The organism is Vibrio owensii CAIM 1854 = LMG 25443 (assembly GCF_000817815.1).
Taxonomy (GTDB): domain Bacteria; phylum Pseudomonadota; class Gammaproteobacteria; order Enterobacterales; family Vibrionaceae; genus Vibrio; species Vibrio owensii.
Window position 1 is genome coordinate 1 of the sequence record NZ_JPRD01000090.1, and the last position, 23217, is coordinate 23217.

At 46.1% G+C, this 23217-nt stretch carries 19 protein-coding genes; 12 read left to right on the forward strand and 7 right to left on the reverse strand.

The window, feature by feature from the left end; genetic code table 11:
• The 4 genes from H735_RS29155 to H735_RS29170 all read left to right on the forward strand — a co-directional run.
• Positions 1 to 351, forward strand: a 351-nt coding sequence (locus H735_RS29155; RefSeq protein ID WP_033006230.1) for an EF-Tu C-terminal domain-related protein, incomplete at its 5' end; no start/stop codon positions are given.
• A gap of 336 nt (positions 352 to 687) precedes the next feature.
• A complete protein-coding gene (locus H735_RS29160; RefSeq protein ID WP_005451472.1) occupies positions 688 to 876 on the forward strand; it encodes a (2Fe-2S)-binding protein in 189 nt (62 codons plus the stop codon).
• A gap of 74 nt (positions 877 to 950) precedes the next feature.
• Positions 951 to 1427, forward strand: a complete 477-nt coding sequence (gene bfr, locus H735_RS29165) for a bacterioferritin (protein ID WP_005438394.1) — start codon at positions 951 to 953, stop codon at positions 1425 to 1427.
• Positions 1428 to 1634: 207 nt separating this feature from the next.
• Entirely contained in the window at positions 1635 to 2912 is a 1278-nt protein-coding gene (locus tag H735_RS29170) for a malic enzyme-like NAD(P)-binding protein (protein ID WP_005451474.1), read from the forward strand.
• 111 nt (positions 2913 to 3023) lie between these two features.
• On the opposite strand, the gene metJ is transcribed toward H735_RS29170, so the two are convergent.
• On the reverse strand, positions 3024 to 3344 hold the full coding sequence (metJ, locus tag H735_RS29175) for a met regulon transcriptional regulator MetJ (protein WP_005432736.1): 321 nt from the start codon (positions 3342 to 3344) through the stop codon (positions 3024 to 3026).
• Between the two features lie 229 nt (positions 3345 to 3573).
• On the opposite strand from metJ, the gene H735_RS29180 reads away from it, so the two are divergent.
• From H735_RS29180 to metF, 3 genes are all read left to right on the forward strand, one after another.
• Positions 3574 to 4734: an O-succinylhomoserine (thiol)-lyase gene (locus H735_RS29180; protein ID WP_020196258.1), complete on the forward strand. Its 1161-nt coding sequence runs from the start codon at positions 3574 to 3576 to the stop codon at positions 4732 to 4734.
• Between the two features lie 17 nt (positions 4735 to 4751).
• The gene (locus tag H735_RS29185; protein WP_020196257.1) at positions 4752 to 7160 is read left to right on the forward strand and encodes a bifunctional aspartate kinase/homoserine dehydrogenase II; all 2409 of its coding nucleotides are present in this window, start codon (positions 4752 to 4754) and stop codon (positions 7158 to 7160) included.
• Positions 7161 to 7432: 272 nt separating this feature from the next.
• Positions 7433 to 8335, forward strand: a complete 903-nt coding sequence (gene metF / locus H735_RS29190; protein ID WP_005438398.1) for a methylenetetrahydrofolate reductase — start codon at positions 7433 to 7435, stop codon at positions 8333 to 8335.
• A gap of 70 nt (positions 8336 to 8405) precedes the next feature.
• Here metF and H735_RS29195 read toward each other — a convergent pair whose 3' ends face one another.
• From H735_RS29195 to argE, 3 genes are all read right to left on the reverse strand, one after another.
• Complete coding sequence (locus H735_RS29195) at positions 8406 to 8945, reverse strand: PadR family transcriptional regulator (RefSeq protein ID WP_009705507.1); 540 nt, start codon at positions 8943 to 8945, stop codon at positions 8406 to 8408.
• Between the two features lie 439 nt (positions 8946 to 9384).
• Positions 9385 to 12018: a phosphoenolpyruvate carboxylase gene (ppc, locus tag H735_RS29200; protein WP_009705509.1), complete on the reverse strand. Its 2634-nt coding sequence runs from the start codon at positions 12016 to 12018 to the stop codon at positions 9385 to 9387.
• A gap of 279 nt (positions 12019 to 12297) precedes the next feature.
• Positions 12298 to 13434 carry an acetylornithine deacetylase gene (gene argE / locus H735_RS29205; protein ID WP_020196256.1) on the reverse strand — a complete coding sequence of 379 codons (1137 nt, stop codon included), beginning with the start codon at positions 13432 to 13434 and terminating at the stop codon, positions 12298 to 12300.
• Between the two features lie 144 nt (positions 13435 to 13578).
• Here argE and argC point away from each other — a divergent pair, with 144 nt between their 5' ends.
• The 4 genes from argC (at position 13579) to argH (ending at position 18826) form a co-directional block, all read left to right on the forward strand.
• The gene (gene argC / locus H735_RS29210; protein WP_020196255.1) at positions 13579 to 14583 is read left to right on the forward strand and encodes an N-acetyl-gamma-glutamyl-phosphate reductase; all 1005 of its coding nucleotides are present in this window, start codon (positions 13579 to 13581) and stop codon (positions 14581 to 14583) included.
• 21 nt (positions 14584 to 14604) lie between these two features.
• Complete coding sequence (argB, locus tag H735_RS29215) at positions 14605 to 15396, forward strand: acetylglutamate kinase (RefSeq protein WP_020196254.1); 792 nt, start codon at positions 14605 to 14607, stop codon at positions 15394 to 15396.
• A gap of 90 nt (positions 15397 to 15486) precedes the next feature.
• Positions 15487 to 16701 (forward strand): argininosuccinate synthase, encoded by a 1215-nt coding sequence (locus H735_RS29220; protein ID WP_009705512.1) that lies wholly within the window; start codon positions 15487 to 15489, stop codon positions 16699 to 16701.
• A gap of 250 nt (positions 16702 to 16951) precedes the next feature.
• On the forward strand, positions 16952 to 18826 hold the full coding sequence (argH, locus tag H735_RS29225; RefSeq protein WP_005438408.1) for an argininosuccinate lyase: 1875 nt from the start codon (positions 16952 to 16954) through the stop codon (positions 18824 to 18826).
• Positions 18827 to 18980: 154 nt separating this feature from the next.
• Here argH and H735_RS29230 read toward each other — a convergent pair whose 3' ends face one another.
• The 3 genes from H735_RS29230 to H735_RS29240 form a co-directional block, all read right to left on the reverse strand.
• On the reverse strand, positions 18981 to 19262 hold the full coding sequence (locus H735_RS29230; protein WP_027726698.1) for a DUF3624 domain-containing protein: 282 nt from the start codon (positions 19260 to 19262) through the stop codon (positions 18981 to 18983).
• Between the two features lie 385 nt (positions 19263 to 19647).
• Entirely contained in the window at positions 19648 to 21120 is a 1473-nt protein-coding gene (locus tag H735_RS29235; protein ID WP_020196253.1) for a dihydrolipoyl dehydrogenase, read from the reverse strand.
• 227 nt (positions 21121 to 21347) lie between these two features.
• Positions 21348 to 22076 carry a redoxin family protein gene (locus tag H735_RS29240; protein ID WP_005438421.1) on the reverse strand — a complete coding sequence of 243 codons (729 nt, stop codon included), beginning with the start codon at positions 22074 to 22076 and terminating at the stop codon, positions 21348 to 21350.
• Positions 22077 to 22251: 175 nt separating this feature from the next.
• On the opposite strand from H735_RS29240, the gene oxyR reads away from it, so the two are divergent.
• The gene (oxyR, locus tag H735_RS29245) at positions 22252 to 23160 is read left to right on the forward strand and encodes a DNA-binding transcriptional regulator OxyR (protein ID WP_009705515.1); all 909 of its coding nucleotides are present in this window, start codon (positions 22252 to 22254) and stop codon (positions 23158 to 23160) included.
• Positions 23161 to 23217: the final 57 nt, after the last annotated feature.

The window sequence follows — 23217 nt, forward strand, 5'->3', positions numbered from 1 at the left end:
CTACGTGGTACTAAGCGTGATGAAGTTGAACGTGGTCAAGTACTAGCTAAGCCTGGTTCAATCACTCCACACACTAAGTTCGAGTCAGAAGTATACGTACTTTCTAAAGATGAAGGTGGTCGTCACACTCCATTCTTCAAAGGCTACCGTCCACAGTTCTACTTCCGTACAACTGACGTAACTGGTGACATCTCTCTACCAGAAGGCGTAGAAATGGTAATGCCAGGCGACAACATCCAAATGCAAGTTGAGCTAATCGCTCCAATCGCTATGGACGAAGGTCTACGTTTCGCTATCCGTGAAGGTGGCCGTACTGTAGGTGCTGGTGTTGTTGCTAAGATCTTCGACTAATTCTTACTGAATTAATCGTAATCTTGCACTCTTCTTCTTTTTGAAGAAAGCGCTAGAAAAAGGGAAGCTAAGGCTTCCCTTTTTTATACCTGCTATTCCTCTTTTCAATATGGTTATAAGCCCATCATTCTTAGTCATGCTTTTTATTTTTTAAAAACATGAGCTTAGTTCTACTCGATTTTCTCTTCTTTTTAGCCATCCGCTAAGTCACTGAAAACTGCTAAAACGGTCCAGGCCGTTATAACAAAACGTTCTGTAATTCGCCTTAATACAACTGGTAACAAGAACGATTCTTGTTTATATTTCATTCCAAAGTGAAATTTAAAGGTTTTGAATATGTACGTTTGTCTTTGCCATGGTGTCTCTGACAAGAAAATTAGGAAGTTGGCGATAGATGAAGGCGTAACCGACATTAAAGGAATCAAACGATGTACTGCTCTTGGTAGCCAATGTGGCAAGTGCATCAAGCAAGCAAAAGAAATTTTAGCTGAAACGGAATACTTAACACTGAAACAAGCTAGCTAATTATTAGTTAGGGCTTTTTGACACCTTCTCATTTGCTTCTACATTTAAATGAAGCCAAAGAGGAGGGCTTTGTCATGAAAGGCGATCCAATCATAATCCAACATCTCAATAAAGTGCTCGGCAACGAGCTCGTCGCTATCAATCAATATTTCCTTCATGCTCGAATGTATAAAGACTGGGGCTTAAAGCATCTTGCTGACAAGGAGTACCACGAATCGATTGATGAAATGAAGCACGCTGATCATCTGATCGAACGTATCTTGTTTTTAGAAGGGCTACCTAACTTACAGGATCTCGGTAAGCTAATGATTGGAGAAGATACCAAAGAAATGCTTGAGTGCGACTTAAAGCTCGAGATGGCCGCGATTCCCGATTTAAAAGATGCGATTGCTTATGCTGAAGACGTTCGTGATTACGTATCTCGAGATCTTTTCCAAGAGATCTTAGAGGATGAAGAAGAGCATGTTGATTGGCTTGAGACACAACTTGGCTTGATCGAAATGTCCGGCATAGAGAATTATCTGCAAGCACAGTACGTTGACGAAGAGTGAGAAGATAACGCTGTTTTCTCATCTGAACGAAGTGATTCAAAGAGCACCTGACCTGTAAACTAGGTGCTCATCACTAATATCTGGTCTAATCTCTTTTATTATCGGCCTTTTTAAGGATATCGCTCGCAATCTAGCCTATGAAGATTGACTTCTATCCTTTAGAATTTATTCCCCCTTACCGAAAAAATAACAAAAGAGAAACGATCCATGTCTGAAGACAATCGCCAAGAAGTCACCCCAGAAGAAGAACGCCGCCAACAAGCATTGGATTACCATGCATACCCAACTCCAGGAAAAATTGCAGTAGAGTTGACTAAGCCTGCTGAAACTGCAAATGATCTTGCTCTTGCATACAGCCCTGGTGTTGCAGAGCCTGTACGTGAAATCGCACAAAACGCTGACAACGTGTATAAGTACACAGCGAAGGGCAACATGGTTGCGGTTATTTCTAACGGCACGGCTATTCTTGGTCTTGGTAACCTTGGCCCGCTAGCTTCTAAACCAGTAATGGAAGGTAAAGCGCTATTGTTCAAACGCTTTGCTGGTTTAGACTCAATTGATATCGAAGTAAAACACCGCACGATCGACGAATTTGTCGACACAGTAGCAAACATTGCTGATACATTCGGTGGTATTAACTTAGAAGATATCAAAGCACCAGATTGTTTTGAGATTGAAAAGCGTCTGATTGAACGTTGTGACGTACCAGTATTCCACGACGATCAACACGGTACAGCGATCGTAACGGCAGCAGGTATGTTGAATGCAATCGAGCTGCAAGGTAAGAAGTTAGAAGAATCAACCATCGTTTGTCTTGGTGCGGGTGCTGCGGCTGTGGCATGTATGGAGCTGTTGATCAAATGTGGCGCAATGCGCGAGAAGATCTACATGCTGGATCGTAAAGGGGTGATCCATACACGTCGTGACGACCTAAACGAATACAAACAACTATTCGCAAACAACACTGACAAGCGCACGTTAGAAGATGTTATTGAAGGTGCGGATCTGTTCTTGGGTGTATCGGGTCCAAACCTACTACCTGCAGAAGCATTGAAGCTAATGGCAGATAAACCAGTGGTGTTCGCATGTTCAAACCCAGACCCAGAAATCAAACCAGAATTGGCTCACGAAGTGCGTGATGACTTGATCATGGGTACTGGTCGTAGCGACTACCCGAACCAAGTAAACAACGTACTTTGCTTCCCATTCATTTTCCGTGGTGCGTTAGATGTACGTGCAAGCGAGATTAATGATGAAATGAAGCTAGCGGCAGTTGATGCGATTCGTGAATTGGCAAAAGAGCCAGTTCCAGAAGCTGTATTGAAGGCGGCAGGTGTAGACAAGCTAGAGTTTGGCTCTGACTACATCATTCCAAAGCCAATGGACCCACGTCTATTACCACGCGTAGCAAAAGCAGTAGCACAAGCTGCAGTTGATTCAGGTGTGGCGCGTATTGAAATGCCTGAAAACTACATGGCTGAGTAATTAGTAGAGTAGACGCTTCAGATAAACAAAAGGGACGCCAGTGCGTCCCTTTTTCGTTTGGTTTGAAACTGCCCCCGGTGCAGGTTCTCATCTTGACGAATTTGTAAGCAATTATTCTTCGTCAAACGCTTCGAATTCGATGCCCATTGCTGTCATCAGTGCTTTCGCTTCCGTCGGAATATCATCTGGACGGTCTTTACGAAGGTCTTCATCTGTTGGCAGTGGTTGACCTGTGTAAGCATGTAGGAACGCTTCACATAGTAGTTCACTGTTAGTCGCATGGCGTAAGTTGTTGATCTGGCGGCGAGTTCGCTCATCAGTCAGCACTTTTAAAACTTTTAGCGGGATAGAGACGGTAATTTTTTTTACTTGTTCGCTTTTTTTACCGTGCTCAGCATACGGGCTAATGTATTCGCCATTCCAGTCAGCCATTGCGCACCTTCATTAATGTAATAAGTTAGAGAAATAAATATAGGTGCTGATTTTAGCTGCATTTACTGCCATAAGCAAAGACATATAGACGTCTAGAAGTGTTGACGTCTCATTTCTAGACAAGTAAAGTGAGGTTAATAGTTAGGGAAGAGTGTTAATCAATTGAGCAATACAAGCTAGATATAGCGCATTCCCATTTAGATGTCACCACCCGTGAAAGGATACACCCATGAGCACCCGTAAGCCTGCGACCATTGCTGTACGCACTGGTATCGAGTCAGACAGTCAATATCACGCTGTTGTACCACCAATCTACCTTTCTACTAACTACGGCTTCCCTGCGTTTGGCGAAGTTCCACAATACGATTACACCCGTTCTGGTAACCCAAACCGAGGCTTGTTAGAAAAAGCACTGTATGAGCTTGAATCAGGCAAAGGCGCGGTTGTTACTAACTGCGGGACTTCGGCATTGAACCTTTGGGTATCGGCGTTTCTTGGACCTGATGACTTAATTGTCGCGCCGCATGATTGCTACGGCGGTACTTACCGTTTGTTCAATACTCGCTCCCAAAAAGGCGACTTTAAAGTGCAGTTTGTTGACCAATCGGATCAGCAAGCGTTGGATGCGGCGATTGCGAAAAAGCCAAAGCTTATCTTGTTAGAGACACCATCAAACCCGCTCGTACGCGTTGTTGATATTGCGGTTGTGTGTGAGAAAGCAAAACAAGTCGGCGCTTTAGTCGCAGTGGACAATACCTTTTTGACACCTGTGTACCAAAAGCCTTTGGAGCTTGGTGCGGATTTTGTTATCCACTCAACGACGAAATACATTAATGGTCACTCTGACGTGATTGGTGGTGTGGTGATCACCAAGAGCGAAGAGCATGCTGAAGAATTAGCATGGTGGGGTAACTGCATTGGCGCTACGGGTACGCCATTCGACAGTTATATGACGCTCCGTGGAATTCGCACGCTGGGTGCGCGAATGCGAGTCCATGAAGAAAGTTCTCAGCAAGTGTTGGCGTATCTGCAAACACAATCTTTGGTAGCGAAGATTTATCATCCGAGTCTGCCAGAGCATCCGGGTCATGACATCGCGAAAAAACAACAATCAGGCTTTGGCTCTATGCTGAGCTTTGAATTTGCCGGTTCGTTTGAGCAATTAAAAGTGTTCGTTAAAGAGCTTGACCTGTTCTCCCTTGCTGAGTCGCTAGGTGGTGTAGAAAGCTTGATTTGTCACCCTGCTTCAATGACGCATCGTGCGATGGGTGAAGAAGCTCTGGCTGAAGCAGGCGTTTCTCAACAGTTACTGCGTTTATCAGTCGGCTTAGAAGATGCGCAAGATCTGATTGCTGATCTTGAGCAAGCGTTCGCGAAAGCAGCACAGTAATTGGGAGAGAAAAGGTCATGAGTGTACAACGTCAGCTGCATAAATTTGGTGGTAGCAGCTTAGCAAACCCAGAGTGTTACCAACGCGTCGTGGGGATCCTTAAAGAGTATTCATCAGAAAATGATTTAGTGGTGGTGTCCGCAGCAGGCAAAACCACTAACCGCTTGATTGAATTTTTGGAAGGGTTGGACAAAGACGGCCGCATCGCACACGAAGCGCTGCAAAACTTACGTCAGTTCCAGACAGAGTTAGTTGAAGCTTTGTTAGAAGGAGAAGCCCAAGCGCAGGTGCTTGCTTCACTTCAAGATGAATTCAGTACCTTAGCTGAGTTGACAGCTCCGCTAACAGAAGCACAAAAAGCCGCAGTACTTGGGCATGGTGAAGTCTGGTCTTCACGTTTGCTAGCCGCATTGTTATCTCAGCAAGACTTGCCAGCAGTCGCTCAAGACTCACGTGCCTTTTTACGCGCAGAAGCAGGCACACAGCCAGAAGTTGATCGTGCTCGTTCTTATGCACTTATTAAAGAAGCATTAACTCAACATAACCATAAGCGCGTCATCATTACGGGTTTCATGGCGCAGAATAATGCGGGTGAAACCGTTCTGTTAGGTCGCAATGGTTCAGATTACTCAGCCACTGTGATTGGTGCGTTGGCGGAAGTAAATACCGTGACAATCTGGAGTGATGTCGCTGGTGTGTATAGCGCAGACCCGCGTTTGGTGTCGGATGCATGCTTGTTACCCCTACTGCGTTTAGATGAGGCGAGTGAACTTGCTCGTTTAGCAGCCCCAGTACTGCACAGCCGTACGCTTCAGCCTGTTGCTCAAAGTGCGATGGATTTGAACTTAAAGTGCAGCTACCAACCAGAATCTGGCTCAACGCGTATCGAACGTGTATTGGCATCGGGTCGTGGTGCGAAGATCATTACTTCTCTTGATGAAGTGCTACTCGTGCAACTGTCATTTGTGCATGGCCATGATTTTGAGCGAGCGCAGAAAGAAGTATTGCAAGCGTTAAAGCGCGCTCAATTAGAGCCACTAGCATTTGAAGCGCAAGAGGATCAGCAAACCTTGCGTTTGGCGTACACCGCAGAGATTGCAGGCGGCGCGTTAACTTATCTACAAGAGCTTGCCGTTGAAGCGGAAATCAAACTGAAAGAAGGGTATTCGTTGCTAGCTGCCGTTGGTGCTGGTGTGACGAAAAACGCAAACCACTGCTTTGGTTTCTACCAACAACTGAAGCATGCGCCTGTTGAGTTTATTTCAGAGACGGAATCTGGCTTGAGCTTGGTCGCTGTACTACGCCGTGCAGAAGTCGAAGAGTTAGTTCAACGTATTCATAGCCAGCTGTTTCAAGCGCAGAAGCGCGTAGCGGTGGCTTTGTGTGGTAAAGGTAACATTGGTTCAAGTTGGTTATCGTTGTTTTCTGAGCAAAAAGAAGAGCTCGAAAAACGCCACGGAATGAGCTTTGATTTAGTGGCCGTTGTAGACAGCCAGACTTATTGGTTCGATGAAAACGGTATTGATGCAGCAACGGTTGCCCAGCGCTTCGATGATGAAAGCATTGAAAATGACGGTCACTGGCTCAATAAACTGGGTGCTCTGCAAAATTACGATGAAGCGGTCGTGCTTGATGTCACGGCAAGCAAGGAGCTCGCTGCCCGCTATGTAGACATTGCACAGCAAGGTATTCACCTGATCTCTGCAAACAAAGTGGCGGGTTCAGCAGACAGCCAGTACTACCATCAAGTGCAAGATGCTTTTGCGAAGATCGGTCGTCATTGGCTTTACAACGCGACAGTGGGGGCAGGGCTACCGATAAACCATACGGTTCGAGATTTACGTGAAAGTGGCGATGATATTGTCGCACTATCAGGTATTTTCTCGGGTACGTTATCGTGGCTATTCCAACAGTTTGACGGTTCGGTTCCTTTTGCTGAGCTTGTTGATTTGGCATGGCAACAAGGTTTGACTGAGCCTGATCCTCGCTCCGATTTGGATGGCTCTGATGTCATGCGCAAGCTGGTTATCTTAGCTCGTGAGTCTGGTTTAAATATTGAACCTGAGAGCGTGAAGGTTGAGTCACTCGTTCCTGAGGAATTACGTGATTTGAGCATTGATGCTTTCTTCGACCAAGGTGATATTCTCAGCGAGATTCTTCAAGAGCGTTTGACCAAAGCGCAGAGAAACGACCAAGTGCTACGTTACGTCGCACGCCTAGAACGCAATGGTAAAGCAACGGTGGGTGTAGAAGCGTTGTCACGTGAACACGCATTAGCGAACTTGTTGCCGTGCGACAACATCTTTGCCATTGAGAGTAAGTGGTACAAAGACAATCCTTTGGTGATTCGCGGCCCTGGTGCGGGGCGTGAAGTAACGGCTGGTGCGATTCAATCGGACCTTAACCGCCTAGCGGGCTTGTTCTAAATCTCGCTGAAGCAATTTTTGCGAACGACAACAAAACCTCGGACTGTCTCCGGGGTTTTTTATTATTTGGATAATGCCATACTGAATCGGAAAGCGAGGCTAAGGATAAGCCTCTAAGCAACTTGAACTATCCTCATTATGAACTTGAGAAAAATTCATAATCACAAGGTTGACATTAAATCGCATTCAATACATTCTGTAGACATATAGACGTCTAAACGGCGATTTAAGGAATTTTGATTTCGTGGTGGAGTTGCCACAGGGAGAGTAAGATGGGATACACGCATGCAGGGCACATCGATGCCTTAAACCAGAATATCGCTGAACTATCAGATAATATCAACGTCTCATTTGAGTTTTTTCCACCAAGCAGTGAGAAGATGGAAGAAACACTGTGGAACTCAGTACACCGCCTTAAAACTCTTCAACCAAAATTTGTATCTGTTACGTACGGCGCAAACTCAGGCGAACGTGACAGAACTCACTCGATCATTAAAGAAATCAAAGCGGCGACAGGTCTTGTGGCTGCGCCTCACTTAACTTGTATCGATGCATCTCGTGATGAACTCATCAACATTGCAGATGACTATTGGAATAACGGTATCAAGAACATTGTTGCCCTACGTGGTGACATTCCACCAGGTGGCGGTGCGCCAGATATGTACGCTTCGGACTTGGTAGAGTTGCTTAAAGCGCGCCATGATTTCGATATCTCAGTAGCCGCTTTCCCAGAAGTTCACCCAGAAGCAAAAAGTGCTCAATCAGATCTGCTTAACCTAAAGCGTAAGGTAGATGCAGGTGCAAACCGTGCAATTACCCAATTCTTCTTCGATGTGGAGTCTTACCTACGCTTCCGTGACCGCTGTGTCGCGGCAGGAATCGACGTTGAAATTGTCCCAGGTATTTTGCCAGTCTCTAACTTCAAACAAGCCTCTCGCTTTGCGGCTCAGAACAATGTGAAAGTACCAGGCTGGATGAGTAAGCAGTTTGAAGGCCTAGATGATGACCCAGTGACGCGTCAGCTCGTTGGTGCAAGCCAAGCAATTGATATGGTTCGTGTATTAAGCCGTGAAGGTGTAAAAGATTTTCACTTCTACACATTGAACCGTGCAGAGATGACTTATGCACTTTGCCACACTCTAGGTGTTCGTCCACAAGTTGCAGTAGGCGCTTAATACGCTTTCCCCAGATAAACAAAAGGCTTGCCCATCGGCAAGCCTTTTTCGTTTCGTTTAAAGTGACGAATTAGCCGATCACTTCAAGTTCTGTTAGCACTTCTTCTGCCCAGTTAATCCAAGCTTCACGTAGCATTAAGTTGCGACGAAGTGTTAGACGCTCAAGACGCGCTTGTTTGTCTAGTGTTGATGGCGTTGCGTAGTACGCTGCTTCGATTTCTTTGTAGTGAGAAACCAGTTTGCGAGACTCTTCTACAAGCTCAGAAAGTTGATCGCGGAACGGCGTTGCTGGTTGCACTGCGCAAGCCATTAGCTTTGCAGAGAACTCATCACGTACTGTTGGGTGTGCAGTTGGTTGATCAAACCACTCGCCCAGAGCGCTGCGACCAGCGTCAGTGATTGAGTATACCTTACGGTCTGGTTTGCCTTCTTGAGGTTCTAATACGCAAGTAACCAGTTCTTTCTCAGCCATTTTATTAAGTTCACGATAAACTTGTTGGTGGCTTGCTTTCCAGAAGTAACCGATGCTAGCTGAGAATTCTTTAGTGATGTCGTAACCGGTAGCGTCGCGAGTGCTAAGTACAGTTAAAATTACGTGTGGTAATGACATGTCTTCAATCCAAATGGTCAATAAACTTGTAAACAAGCTATCTACACTTTCAGTTGCGCTCTTATTGGCGCTTGAGTTTTTTATGTGTAAATAGCACCAACAATGTTGGTCCTGTCACCTTAAAGCCGTTTATCACCTAGAGTGATGGATGTTTCCATCGAGCTGGAGCTTATTTGATTGGACTTGTGAGCTTCCAGCAGGCAAGTAGTATATAAATAATAAGCATGAAGTGGAATAGTAGGACAAAATTACCCAAAAAAACTAATAAAATACTCAATAGCGTTTTTGTGTAGTGATTTATTTTGTTTTTAAGAGACTTTTTGTTTTCTTTTTGGATTAATGAGCTGGTTGCGTATTGCTCAAATAGTAGAAGTGATTGGTGATTAGTAATAAAGGCTGAGCAGGAGCTCAGCCTTTTAATGCTTTTAGCGTAGCTAAGTTAACCTGTGTTACGCATACCAGCGGCAATACCAGCAATTGTCACCATCAATGCTTCTTCTAGATTTGCAGAAGCTTCTTCTGTTTGACGAGTACGGTATAGCAACTCCGCTTGAAGCATGTTCAATGGCTCTACGTAGATGTTACGTAGGCGGATTGATTCTTGGCCCCAAGGGTCGCTTTGCATCAGGTTCTCGTTGTTCTCTACGTTCAGTACGGACTTAATATCACGTTGAAGCTGTTCACGCAGTCGGTCACCCAATGGCTGAAGTGGCGTCTCAACTAGGCGTTGATCATAGTAACGAGAGATTTCCATGTTGCACTTGGTGTACACCATCTCAAGCATGCCTAGGCGAGTTGAGAAGAATGGCCATTCACGACACATCTCTTCCAGTAGCGCCTGATGACCTTTGTCTACTGAGTATTGAATTGCTTCACCAGCACCTAGCCATGCAGGCAGAACCAAGCGGTTTTGGCTCCAAGAGAAGATCCATGGAATCGCACGTAAGCTTTCTACGCCACCGTTTGGATTACGTTTTGCAGGGCGAGAGCCTAGAGGCAGTTTACCTAGCTCAAGCTCAGGTGTTGCTTGGCGGAAGTAAGGCACGAAGTCTGGTTCGCCACGAACGACGCTACGGTAAGCTTCACAGCTCACTTCAGACAACACGTCCATTAGGTCGCGCCACTCTTGTTTAGGCTCTGGTGGTGGCAGTAGGTTAGCTTCAAGGATTGCACTCGCGTACAGGTTGAAACTGTTAACGGCAACATCAGGTAGACCCAACTTAAAGCGGATCATTTCGCCTTGCTCTGTTACACGCAGACCACCTTTCAAACTCTTAGGTGGCTGAGATAGTAGTGCAGCATGTGCTGGCGCACCACCACGACCAATTGTACCGCCACGACCGTGGAACAGTGTGAGTTCTACGCCTTCTTCTTCTGCAACCTTAACTAGTGAATCCATCGCGTGGTATTGCGCCCAGCCTGCTGACATTACGCCAGCATCTTTTGCAGAATCAGAGTAGCCGATCATCACCATTTGGTGGTTTTGGATAAAGCCGCGGTATAGGTCGATGCCCATCAGCTGTTTGATGACCGCTTCCGCGTTGTTCAAATCGTCTAGCGTTTCGAACAGAGGACATACGTCCATGCGGTAAGGGCAACCTGCTTCTTGCAACAGTAGGTGCACGGCAAGTACGTCAGAAGCGGTACGTGCCATTGAGATAACGTAAGCACCAAACGCTTCGCGAGGTTGCGCAGCAACAATCTTACAGGTATCCAAAACCTCTTTAACTGGTTCTGATGGTTCCCAGTCACGAGGTAGAAGAGGGCGTTTAGATGCAAGTTCGTTAGTTAGGAAAGCTACCTTATCTTGCTCGCTCCACTGCTCGTAGTCACCAATGCCTAGGTAACGAGTCAGTTCAGATAGAACGTCAGCATGGCGAGTACTTTCTTGACGGATATCGAGACGAACTAGGTGGATACCGAACGCTTTAACACGGCGTAGCGTATCCAGCAGTGAGCCGTTGGCAATTACGCCCATGCCACATTCGTTTAATGATTGGTAACACGCGTAAAGTGGTTCCCAAAGCTGCTCTACTTTTTGCAGCGGCGCTTTGACTGCCAGTTTCTGGCCATGAACTTTCGCGTCTAGAATGTCTTTCGTTTCGTTCAATAGTGAACGAAGCTGTTTTAGGATCGCACGGTATGGTTCGTGTTGATCATCACCGGCAAGCTCACGAACTTTGTCGTTGCACACTGTCATCGACAGTTCGCTGATCAGTTCGTTGATGTCATTAAGGTATAGGTCTGCCGCTTTCCAGCGAGACAGAAGCAGTACTTCACGAGTCACGCTGTGGGTTACAAATGGGTTACCGTCGCGGTCACCACCCATCCAAGATGAGAAGTGCACAGGGCGGGCATCAATTGGTAGACCTTCGCCAAGGTAAGATTTCAGGCGGTCGTTCATTTCACGTAGGAAATCAGGTACGGCTTCCCATAGTGAGTTCTCTACAACCGCAAAGCCCCACTTGGCTTCATCAAGAGGCGTTGGACGCTGCTGACGGATAACGTCAGAGTGCCAGCTTTGAACGATAAGTTGCTCAAGGCGACGTTCAGTTTTTTTACGCTCTTTGAAAGAGAGATCGCTCAGCTCTAGCTTGGATAAACACTCGTTGATCTTCACCAGTTTGTTGATCATGGTGCGACGAGTGATTTCGGTTGGGTGCGCAGTTAGAACCAATTCAATGTTCAGGTCGCGAACCGCTTGTGCCGTGTCTAGCTTGCTCACATCATTTTGCACTAGCTTTGAGAACAGCGAGTTAATTGCGTCAGGCTCGCAGATGTGCTCTTCACAATGGCGTGAAATGGTGTGGTATTGCTCAGCAATATTGGTCAGGTTTAGAAATTGGTTGAACGCACGGGTCACGGGCGTTAATTGCTCATCTGGTAGGCTTTTAATTTCTTCTATTAAGCTGTCTCTGTCAGCATTATTCCCAGCTTGAGCCGATTTGGATAATTTACGAATGGTTTCCACTTTCTCGAAGATTTCTTCGCCATGAGCATCACGAATTGTGTTACCCAGAAGGTGGCCCAACATGCGCACATTACTTTTGAGCGCGGCGTATTTCTCGTTCATTGTCATCCTGCCTCGTAAAAAAACTACATCCATTGTCCTTGTTAAGACTCCAATCTAGCGAAAACCACCAGTTCTAGTCAAATAAAGCAGAGTAAGTTTGCAATTATTCCACTGCTCTCCTGATTTAGAGCAAAATTAGGTCAGCTTATACCGCTTGAAGTGAAAATTAATTACAAAATCGCTCACTAAAAGAAGGATATAGCGTGCTAGAAGATGAGTGGCGTAGATAACAAAATGCAGCCCAATCGAGCTGCATTGTCAGGAAAGTACAGAATGCGACTAACAACAATATTTCACCATCGCACGTGACAGCACATCGATAGTTGGGTCAATAAAGTCGAAAGAGAGGAACTCATCTGGCTGGTGGGCTTGGTCAATAGAGCCAGGGCCAAGAACTAAGGTTGGGCACAACTGTTGAAGAAATGGTGCTTCAGTACAGTAGTTAACGGTTTCTGAACTGGTTTGGCAGATCTCTTCAACACCACCGATAAATGGGTGATCGTGTTGACATTCGTAACCCGGAATTGGCTCGTGCAGGGGAATAATTTCTAATCGCCCTGGCCATTTCGCTTCGACTTCTTTCAAGGCTCCGCGCAGCATGCTCTCTAAACCATCAAGGCTAATACCAGGAAGAGGACGCACGTCATAATGCAGTTCACAACAACCGCAAATACGGTTTGCACTGTCACCGCCATGAATATGACCAAGGTTTAGGGTAGGGCTCGGAATGGCAAAACCCGGATGGTGGTACTCTTTCACTAGCTTGTCACGCAGTTGCATCATGGCAAACATGACCTCATGCATGATTTCAATGGCGTTGACACCAAGTGCTGGATCCGATGAGTGACCAGATTTACCCGTTACGCGAATAGCATTTGCCACATGTCCTTTGTGACCACGAATAGGCACTAGGCTAGTAGGTTCACCAATGATGCAGTAATCCGGTTTAAAAGGCGCGTTCTCAGTGAAATGACGCGCACCTAGCATAGTGGTTTCTTCATCACAGGTCGCCAACACATAAAGCGGCTTGGTCTGCTTACTCCAGTCGACTTTCTTTACCGCTTCATAAATAAAGGCAAAGAAGCCTTTCATATCCGCCGTACCTAAACCGTAAAAGCGGTTGTCTTTCTCGGTCAGCTTATGTGGATCAAAACTCCAGCGCCCTTCATCAAATGGCACGGTATCACTGTGGCCTGCGAGAAGTAAGCCGCCTTCACCGTCACCCATACGTGCGATCATATTGTGTTTGCCTGGTTCCACTTCGATCACTTCAACACTAAAGCCAAGATCTTTAAACCAAGATGCCAGCTTCTCGATCACTTTGGCATTGCCTTGATCCCAACTTGGATCGGTTGAGCTTATCGAAGAGGTACTGATCAGTCCTTCATAGACCTCTAGAAAACTTGGTAATTGCATGGATTCTTCAATTCTCCTGTTGACAGACAGAGCACAAAAATGTAAAACACATATTAAATCATATTTATTGAATAAAAAATCAAAATAAAGCAAAAATTAAATATGAATAATCACTTTGAGCCTTAAGTATATGGATGTCATGTAATGCTAAAAACCACGATTATCGGAGCCAGCGGCTACACCGGCGCAGAGTTGGCTTTAATGGTCAACAAACACCCTGAACTCAAGCTATCAGGTTTATACGTTTCCGCCAATAGCGTCGATGCAGGAAAGAATATTGCTCAATTACACGGCAAGTTAGCGGGTGTGATTGATATGCCAGTTTCGCCGCTGACTGACCCTGAGCAGGTTGCTCAAGCGTCAGATGTGGTCTTTCTGGCTACAGCACATGAAGTGAGCCACGACTTAGCTCCAATTTTCTTAGAGGCGGGCTGTCAGGTATTCGATTTATCCGGTGCATTCCGTGTGAAAAGCGAAGGCTTCTACAACACCTTCTATGGCTTCGAACATCAATATAACAACTGGCTAGATAAAGCAGCATACGGCTTAGCGGAGTGGAACCAAGAATCAATAAAAACCACTCCTTTGATTGCAGTGGCAGGTTGCTACCCGACCGCTTCACAGCTTGCAATCAAACCTTTATTAGAACACGCATTACTGGATACCAACCAATGGCCTGTGATTAACGCAACCAGTGGTGTATCAGGTGCAGGGCGTAAAGCGTCCATGGTTAATAGCTTCTGCGAAGTGAGCTTGCAACCTTACGGTGTCTTTAACCATCGTCACCAACCAGAGATTGCTCAGCATTTGGGTTGCGATGTGATTTTTATTCCACACCTAGGTAACTTTAAGCGCGGCATTCTTGCCACTATCACGATGAAGTTGGCGCAAGGCGTCACGGAAGCACAGGTGGCGAAAGCGTTTGAACAAGCTTACCAAGGCAAGCCAGCGGTTCGCCTTAAAGGTGATGGTATTCCACGTATTCAGGATGTCGAAAATACCCCTTTCTGTGATATCGGATGGAAGGTACAAGGCGAACACATCATTGTGATTTCGACGATCGACAACCTACTTAAAGGTGCATCGAGTCAAGCGATGCAATGTCTCAATATTCATTACGGTTACCCAGAACTGACAGCGTTGCTGTAGTCGTTGAAAGAGGGAAATGCGATGACGCAAACCAATCAAGCTCCTTTAGTCATTAAGCTCGGTGGTGCAGCTCTATCTTGCACTCAAACCTTAAGCCAACTGTTTGGCGCCATTGCGGCTTACCAAAAGTCGGCACAGCGACAAATCGCCATCGTTCATGGCGGTGGCTACCTAGTTGATGAGTTGATGGCAAAGCTTCAGCTTGAAACCGTAAAGAAAAACGGTCTTCGCGTGACGCCTTATGAGCAGATTCCTGTGATTGCAGGTGCGCTTGCGGGTACAGCAAACAAATTGCTTCAAGGTCAAGCGATTACGGATGGTCTAAACGCTGTAGGTCTTAGTCTCGCTGATGGTGGGCTATGTCATGTTGAAGAGCTGGACCCAGAGCTAGGCGCAGTAGGTAAAGCATCACCGGGTGATTCAACCCTATTACAAGCGGTGCTAAATGCAGGCGCATTGCCGATCATCAGCTCAATTGGTCTGACTGAAAAAGGTCAGATGATGAATGTGAATGCTGACCAAGCTGCGGTTGCCGTGGCCGGTGCATTGGATGCGGAGTTAGTGCTTCTGTCTGATGTGAGCGGTGTACTCGATGGCAAAGGGCATTTGATCAAAACGCTATCTGAGCAAGAAGCCGATGCATTGATCAAAGGGCAAGTGATCACCGACGGCATGATCGTCAAAGTTAAAGCCGCTTTGGAGGCCGCCAATGATCTTGGTCGTCCTATCGAAGTCGCGACATGGCGTTACCCAGAGAAACTGACCCAGCTATTCGCGGGTGAAAGTATTGGAACGCAGTTTCTGCCGCAATAAAGCAGAAGCAAAACAGTTAAAGAATTCAACATTAGGAAGTGGTTGGCACTGACCGCCGAGAGCAGCGCCAGTTAAGTTTGGAGAAAAAACATGAGCAAAGTGAACGTAAATAAAGTGGTAGTCGCATACTCAGGCGGTCTAGATACTTCAGTAATCATCCCGTGGCTAAAAGAGAATTACGACTGTGAAGTGGTGGCTTTCGTTGCCGATGTTGGTCAAGGTGCCGAAGAACTAGAAGGTATTGAAGCGAAAGCAAAAGCTTCTGGTGCTTCCGAGTGCTACATCGCTGACCTGAAAGAAGAAATGGTCGCAGACTACATTTACCCGACACTAAAAACGGGCGCTTACTACGAAGGTAAATATCTACTAGGTACGTCAATGGCGCGTCCAATCATTGCCAAAGCGCAGGTTGAAGTCGCACGTAAAGTCGGTGCAGACGCTCTGTGTCATGGCTGTACAGGTAAAGGCAACGACCAAGTACGTTTTGAAGGTGCATTTGCAGCGCTAGCACCAGATCTGCATGTTATTGCGCCTTGGCGTGAGTGGGATCTCGTGAGCCGTGAAGAATGTCTGGATTACCTAGCAGAGCGCAATATCCCTTGTACAGCTTCTCTTACTAAGATCTACTCGCGTGATGCGAACGCGTGGCACATTTCTACTGAAGGTGGCGTTCTAGAAGATACATGGAATGCGCCAAATGAAGATTGCTGGGCTTGGACTGTAGATCCAGAGCAAGCACCGAATGAAGCTGAAACTGTGACGCTGAAAGTAGCGAAAGGTGAAGTTGTTGAGGTAGACGGTGAAGCGATGACCCCATACAACGCGTTGGTTTACCTAAACGAAAAAGGTGCGAAGCACGGTGTTGGTCGTATCGATATTGTCGAAAACCGTCTAGTGGGTATGAAGTCTCGTGGTTGCTACGAAACTCCGGGTGGCACCATCATGATGGAAGCGCTGCGTGCTGTAGAGCAACTGGTGCTGGACAAAGCGTCATTTGAATTCCGCGAGGAGCTTGGTCTGAAAGCATCACACCTTGTTTATGATGGTCGTTGGTTCACGCCGCTATGTAAGTCTATCCTTGCGGCTTCTGAAGAGCTCGCGCAAGACGTGAATGGCGAAGTGGTTGTGAAGCTTTACAAAGGCCACGCAACGGTAACGCAAAAACGTTCGGATAACAGTTTGTACTCTGAAGAGTTTGCTACTTTTGGTGAAGATGAAGTTTATGACCAAAGCCATGCTGAAGGCTTTATACGTCTCTACTCGCTATCAAGCCGTATTCGTGCGTTGAACAGCCAGAAAAAATAAGCCAATTTAAAACCTTATAAGATAAGAGACCTGCCACTATTGGCAGGTCTTTTTCGTTTTTGCTGACCTCATTGGCATAAAGACAAAATAATCATGAATAAATATGTAAAAATATTGAATTTCTACTTTATTTTTATCCGTGATTATCGTAACGTTGAGACATAAGAAAAAGTGAGCAAATGACCACCGATTTGGTCAACACTTAATGAAGAACACGTTAGCGTAAGCAATAGTCATCAGGAGAGACGCAATGGCATTATGGGGCGGAAGATTTACCCAAGCGGCAGACACCAGATTTAAAGACTTCAACGATTCATTGCGTTTCGATTACCGATTGGCTGAGCAAGACATCGTAGGCTCAATTGCGTGGTCTAAAGCATTGCTTTCTGTTGACGTGTTATCTGCAGAAGAACAACAAAAGCTTGAGCTGGCACTGAATGAGCTCAAGCTGGAAGTGATGGAAGACCCACATCAAATCTTGCGGTCAGATGCGGAAGATATCCACTCTTGGGTAGAGCAGCAACTGATCAACAAGGTCGGCGACCTAGGTAAAAAACTACACACTGGACGTTCTCGTAATGACCAAGTGGCAACCGACCTTAAACTTTGGTGTCGCCAGCAAGGTCAGCAATTGTTAATTGCGCTTGATCGCTTACAAACTCAGATGGTTGGCGTTGCCAAGCAACATCAAGGTACCGTGCTTCCTGGGTACACTCACTTGCAACGTGCTCAACCTGTGACGTTTGCGCACTGGTGTTTGGCTTACGTGGAAATGTTTGAGCGTGATTACTCACGTTTGAGTGATGCCCTTAAGCGTTTGGATACTTGTCCGCTTGGATCGGGTGCGCTTGCTGGTACCGCTTATCCAATCGATCGTGAAGAGTTGGCTCATAACCTTGGTTTCCATCGTGCAACGCGTAACTCGTTGGACTCGGTTTCTGACCGTGACCACGTTATGGAGTTGATGTCTGTGGCGTCTATCTCGATGCTTCACCTGTCTCGTTTGGCAGAAGACATGATCTTCTACAACTCGGGTGAATCTAACTTTATTGAATTAGCCGATACGGTGACGTCAGGTTCTTCTCTGATGCCACAGAAGAAAAACCCAGATGCACTCGAGCTTATTCGTGGCAAGACAGGCCGTGTATATGGTGCACTTGCTGGCATGATGATGACAGTGAAAGCGCTGCCACTGGCTTACAACAAAGACATGCAGGAAGACAAAGAAGGCCTGTTCGATGCACTGGATACATGGAACGACTGCATGGAAATGGCAGCACTGTGTTTTGATGGCATCAAGGTTAATGGTGAGCGTACGTTAGAAGCCGCGAAGCAAGGTTACGCAAACTCGACTGAGCTTGCTGATTACCTAGTGGCGAAAGGTATCCCATTCCGTGAAGCGCACCATATCGTTGGCGTTGCCGTCGTTGGTGCGATTGCCAAAGGTTGTGCACTAGAAGAGCTGTCGATTGATGAGCTGAAAGCTTTCTCTGAAGTGATTGAAGCGGATGTGTATGACATCTTAACCATCGACTCGTGTCTTGAGAAACGTTGTGCACTAGGTGGTGTGTCGCCGCAACAAGTGGCTTACGCTGTTGACCAAGCAGACAAGCGTCTGTCTCAACGCGATACATCAGCAGTCAACGTTCGCCCTGCTCGCTTAACGGACATCGAAACGTTAGAAGGCATGGTGGCATACTGGGCAAATATGGGCGAGAACTTACCACGCTCACGCAATGAGTTGGTACGTGATATTGGCTCCTTCGCGGTTGCCGAGCACCACGGAGAAGTAACCGGATGTGCATCTTTGTATGTCTATGACTCAGGGCTGGCAGAGATTCGATCTCTAGGTATTGAAGCCGGTTGGCAAGGCCAAGGGCAGGGCAGTGCGATTGTGAACTATCTGGTTGAGAAAGCGCGCCAAATGGCCATCAAAAAAGTCTTTGTGCTGACACGTACGCCAGAATTCTTTATGAAGCAGAGCTTCTTGCCAACGTCGAAGTCATTGTTGCCTGAGAAAGTCCTGAAAGATTGCGATCAGTGTCCGCGTCAGCATGCGTGTGATGAAGTTGCACTAGAGATCAACTTGTTCGAACAATTGATCCAGAAAAGTAACGTAGCCTAGGTTGATGATTCTATTAGTATTTAAGAAAATACTAAAAAAATTGGAAAAAAACTTGGAACCTTTGAGAGGAAGCCCGGTCTATTAAAGTACCACTGCTTTTTCTTAGAAGAATCTAAGAGAGCCCCAAGACCGGTATTGGTTTTGGGGCTTTTTTCTATCTATCATCTGAGTGATGATCATCCTTACTTTCTTTTCCACGACGGCGCTGCCACGGCAAAACCACAAAGCGCATCCATAGGTGCAAAAACAGTAAGCCGTTAAATGCAAATCCGGCAAAGATCAGTGCGATCGATTCAATACTTTGCGGATCATCTTTAAACGCAAACCACCACACGATCCAACATAAAACAGAAAGTACCGTCAGTTGATCCATGCATCGTTGGCAACGTCCGATCTTTTTCCAAAACCAGTGCTCTTGGCAACTTCGACAAGCCATTGTTCTATCCACACTATCTATTTGTCCCTGATTATAACGGCTAACTCATGTTTGAGTTTCTCTTTGTCAGGATTCTATGTCGTGTCTATCGAACCAAAAATGGAAAATTAACTTGGTTAAAAATGTGTAGCACGTAATTGGTGTATGGTGCGCTGTCAGCCTGACAATAGGAAAAATTATAATGTCGACAGAACTTAAAGTAGCACTAGGCCTTGCTGGTGGTTTCTTCACAATTGGTTTTACTGCCATTGTGCTTGTTAGCCGTTACGCAATGATGACTGCTTAAACAACCACTTTGCTCAGTTTTGAACTGATAGAGTTGGAATGAGAAAGCCTCGTCTATGACGAGGCTTTTGTTTTTTGTGAGAGCTAAAGAGAGTGAGTATTAGCAACCAGGCCCGCAATCTAGGCAGTGCTTAATCGTCTCTGGACCTAAGTGAAGTTTCGCATTCAGGTCACGTAGCGCAGTACGAACGCCTTCTTCAATCACAGGGTGATAAAACGGCATATCCAACATGTCAGAAACCGTCATTTTATTCTGATGCGCCCAAGCAAGTAGGTGGGCTAAGTGCTCGGCGTTTGGTCCCATCATTTCTGCACCCAAGAAGCGACCAGTACCTTGTTCTCCGTAAACATGAAGAATGCCTTTGTTTCGAAGCATCACGCGTGAACGCCCTTGATTTTCAAACGATACTTGACCGGTTGCAAAGCAGCCGCAAGTACCTAGACGAGCTTGCAACTGCTTAAAGGTTTCGCCTACCATTGCAATCTGTGGGTCTGAGAAGACAGCAGAGATTGGTGAGCGACGTAGACCCGCACGAATATCTGGGAAACGGCCTGCGTTGTCACCAGCAATACGGCCTTGGTCTGCCGCTTCATGAAGCAGTGGAATTTGGTTACTTGCATCACCTGCGATGAAGATGCTCTCTACCGAAGTTTGCAATGTATAGTGATCCGCCGTTGGTACGCCGCGCTCATCTAGTGCAACATTGGTGTTTTCAATCGCGAGTTTATCCACATTCGGGCGACGACCGGTTGCTGCCAATACGTAATCGACAATAAAGGTTTCTAGTTCACCATCGTGGTTGATGAATTGGATTTCTACCTTATCTTCGCCGTCATTTTCTGGCGAAGTAATGCGCTTCATGCTTTCAACTTTTACATCGGCATCAAGGTAAAACTCTTCTTTGAAGGCTTTATCGGCGTACGCCATCACTTCAGGATCGGTCAATGGCCCTACTTGACCACCAAGACCAAATAGCTTCACATTTACACCTAAACGATGCAGCGCTTGACCCAATTCAAGACCAATCACACCAGGGCCAAATACGGCAACAGATTCTGGCAAGTCATCCCAATCGAACACATCATCGTTAATCACCAAGCGGTCGCCGAGTTCATTCCATGCCGCAGGGTAAGCAGGACGAGAACCTGTTGCAATCACAATACGCTTAGCTGTGATTTGAGTGTGGTCGTCAACGATTAACGTGTTGTCGTTGGTAAACTTAGCGTAACCCGACACTTTATCTTCAGCAGGAATCTCATCAACGCCTTCCAACACAAAGCCTACAAAGCGGTCACGTTCACGCTTTACTCGATCCATTACTTCACGACCGTTAATGTAAATCTCGCCTTGTGGGTGTACACCAAAGCCCGGTGCTTTCTCGATTTGATGTACGCTTTCTGCTGCGGCGATTAATAGCTTCGATGGCATGCATCCGACACGAGCACATGTCGTGCCGTAAGGGCCACCTTCAATCATCACAACACTGTCTGTGTGTGCTTTTGCTGCGCGGTATGCGCCAAGACCTGCTGTACCACCACCAATAATTGCTACGTCGACATTTAACTGTTTCATAATGGATTCTCGTTTTTCCCAAACGCAGTTGAAGTAACTAAGTTTGGATGAGTGAATTTGAGTTCATTAATCTTGATAACTGGTCGAACGGTGAAGACGACCAGTTATCAAGACTAAGCATAGGAAGTGATTGAGGGGGATGGTCTCCCGGGCGAGGGATGCTCCGGGAGACCTAGGGCTGAGTTCTGGACAGCGAGATTGCCAACCCAAGCCCATTAGGCAAACTATTAACCTAGGTACGCTTCTAGCTCTTCGCTACCACCGATGTGTTTACCTCCGATAAATACTTGAGGTACCGTTGTGCGACCAGAGATTGCACGTAGACTTACTGTTGTTGCGTCTTTACCCAGAATCACTTCTTCATATTGAAGACCGTGGTCAATCAGATTTTGTTTCGCCTTCATGCAGAAAGGACAACCTGGTTTGGTGAACACAGTGATCGATTCTTGAGTTTTGTACTCAGGTGCTACGTAGTTCATCATTGTGTCTGCATCTGAAACTTTGAACGGGTCGCCTGGCTCGTTTGGCTCGATGAACATTTTCTCAACCACGCCGTTTTTCACTAGCATGCTGTAACGCCATGAACGCTTACCAAAGCCGATGTCGTTTTTGTCCACTAGCATACCCATGCCGTCTGTGAACTCACCGTTACCATCTGGAATGAAGGTGATGTTTTCTGCTTCTTGGTCAGCTTTCCATGCGTTCATTACAAACGTATCGTTCACTGACACACATAGAATTTCATCCACGCCGTGTTCTTTAAATACTGAGAACAATTCGTTGTAACGCGGTAGATGGCTTGATGAACACGTCGGAGTAAACGCACCTGGTAAGCTGAATACGATAACCGTTCTGTCTTTAAACAGTTCTTCCGTGGTTACGTTCACCCATGCGTCACCTTTACGAGTCGGAAAAGTAACTTGTGGTACAGCTTGACCTTCTTTTGATGCAAACATGATGATTTCCTTTTTAAATTTATGAAATAATTCGTTTTCGAGCTTAGCGTTATTTGGCGCTCAGTTTCGTTTTGTTGAGCTCATTATTGAAAAAAAACTTTGATAGCTCTAATCGTTTAATGCTATGGTTTTGATAGATTATTTCTATCGCCAAACAAGAAGCGAATCGTACGTTATGAATATCCGAGATTTTGAGTACTTGGTGGCGCTTGCGGAGCACAAGCATTTTCGAAAAGCAGCGGAAGCCTGTTTTGTCAGCCAACCGACTTTAAGTGGCCAAATTCGTAAACTAGAAGACGAATTAGGTACGGCATTGCTGGAGCGCAGCAGTCGTCGTGTTTTGTTTACCGATTCAGGTTTGCAATTGGTGGAGCAAGCAAAACGTATCTTAAGTGAAGTGAAAACCTTTAAAGATATGGCGAGTGGTCAAAGTGGTGCTATGACTGGCCCGATGCACATCGGCTTTATTCCGACTGTTGGTCCTTATCTCTTACCTAAAATCGTTCCTCGACTAAAAGAAGAGTTTCCTGAATTGGAACTGTTTCTACATGAGGCGCAGACCCATCAGTTGGTTCGTCAGTTAGAAGAGGGCAAACTGGATTGCCTAGTATTAGCTTCAGTGGATGAGACGGCTCCATTTAAAGAGATTGAAGTCTACAACGAACCATTGAGTGTGGCGGTTCCTTGCGACCATGAATGGGCAGGATTGGATCATATCGACATGCTCGACTTGAACGGTAGAACAGTATTAGCTCTGGGTGATGGTCACTGCTTACGAGACCAAGCACTTGGATTCTGTTTTGCGGCAGGTGCGAAAGATGATGAACGTTTTAAAGCAACGAGCTTAGAAACGCTGCGCAACATGGTGGCAGCGGGCGCGGGGATTACTTTGTTGCCTCAGTTGTCAGTTCCTCATGAGAAGAAAAAAGACGGTGTGTGTTACGTTCCTGCAATTAACCCAACGCCTTCGCGCAGTATCGTACTGGTTTATCGTCCGGGGTCACCATTACGTACCCGCTTTGAAACATTGGCTGCAATGATCAAAAGTGTGCTTGAGGCGAGAGAAGACTCTATCGCTGCTTGATAGCCTAAAAGCCAAATAAACAAAAGGGAGCTCAATGGCTAATGCCGATCAGTTAAA

Excerpts from the sequence above, each read along its gene's own strand:
- ppc (WP_009705509.1), bottom strand. The coding sequence starts at position 12,018 with ATGAACGAGAAATACGCCGCGCTCAAAAGTAATGTGCGCATGTTGGGC.
- argB (WP_020196254.1), top strand. The coding sequence starts at position 14,605 with ATGACGCAAACCAATCAAGCTCCTTTAGTCATTAAGCTCGGTGGTGCA.
- argH (WP_005438408.1), top strand. The coding sequence starts at position 16,952 with ATGGCATTATGGGGCGGAAGATTTACCCAAGCGGCAGACACCAGATTT.
- argE (WP_020196256.1), bottom strand. The coding sequence starts at position 13,434 with ATGCAATTACCAAGTTTTCTAGAGGTCTATGAAGGACTGATCAGTACC.
- metJ (WP_005432736.1), bottom strand. The coding sequence starts at position 3,344 with ATGGCTGACTGGAATGGCGAATACATTAGCCCGTATGCTGAGCACGGT.
- H735_RS29195 (WP_009705507.1), bottom strand. The coding sequence starts at position 8,945 with ATGTCATTACCACACGTAATTTTAACTGTACTTAGCACTCGCGACGCT.
- H735_RS29185 (WP_020196257.1), top strand. The coding sequence starts at position 4,752 with ATGAGTGTACAACGTCAGCTGCATAAATTTGGTGGTAGCAGCTTAGCA.
- H735_RS29235 (WP_020196253.1), bottom strand. The coding sequence starts at position 21,120 with ATGAAACAGTTAAATGTCGACGTAGCAATTATTGGTGGTGGTACAGCA.
- H735_RS29220 (WP_009705512.1), top strand. The coding sequence starts at position 15,487 with ATGAGCAAAGTGAACGTAAATAAAGTGGTAGTCGCATACTCAGGCGGT.
- H735_RS29180 (WP_020196258.1), top strand. The coding sequence starts at position 3,574 with ATGAGCACCCGTAAGCCTGCGACCATTGCTGTACGCACTGGTATCGAG.
- oxyR (WP_009705515.1), top strand. The coding sequence starts at position 22,252 with ATGAATATCCGAGATTTTGAGTACTTGGTGGCGCTTGCGGAGCACAAG.
- H735_RS29240 (WP_005438421.1), bottom strand. The coding sequence starts at position 22,076 with ATGTTTGCATCAAAAGAAGGTCAAGCTGTACCACAAGTTACTTTTCCG.
- H735_RS29160 (WP_005451472.1), top strand. The coding sequence starts at position 688 with ATGTACGTTTGTCTTTGCCATGGTGTCTCTGACAAGAAAATTAGGAAG.
- metF (WP_005438398.1), top strand. The coding sequence starts at position 7,433 with ATGGGATACACGCATGCAGGGCACATCGATGCCTTAAACCAGAATATC.
- bfr (WP_005438394.1), top strand. The coding sequence starts at position 951 with ATGAAAGGCGATCCAATCATAATCCAACATCTCAATAAAGTGCTCGGC.
- H735_RS29170 (WP_005451474.1), top strand. The coding sequence starts at position 1,635 with ATGTCTGAAGACAATCGCCAAGAAGTCACCCCAGAAGAAGAACGCCGC.
- argC (WP_020196255.1), top strand. The coding sequence starts at position 13,579 with ATGCTAAAAACCACGATTATCGGAGCCAGCGGCTACACCGGCGCAGAG.
- H735_RS29230 (WP_027726698.1), bottom strand. The coding sequence starts at position 19,262 with ATGGCTTGTCGAAGTTGCCAAGAGCACTGGTTTTGGAAAAAGATCGGA.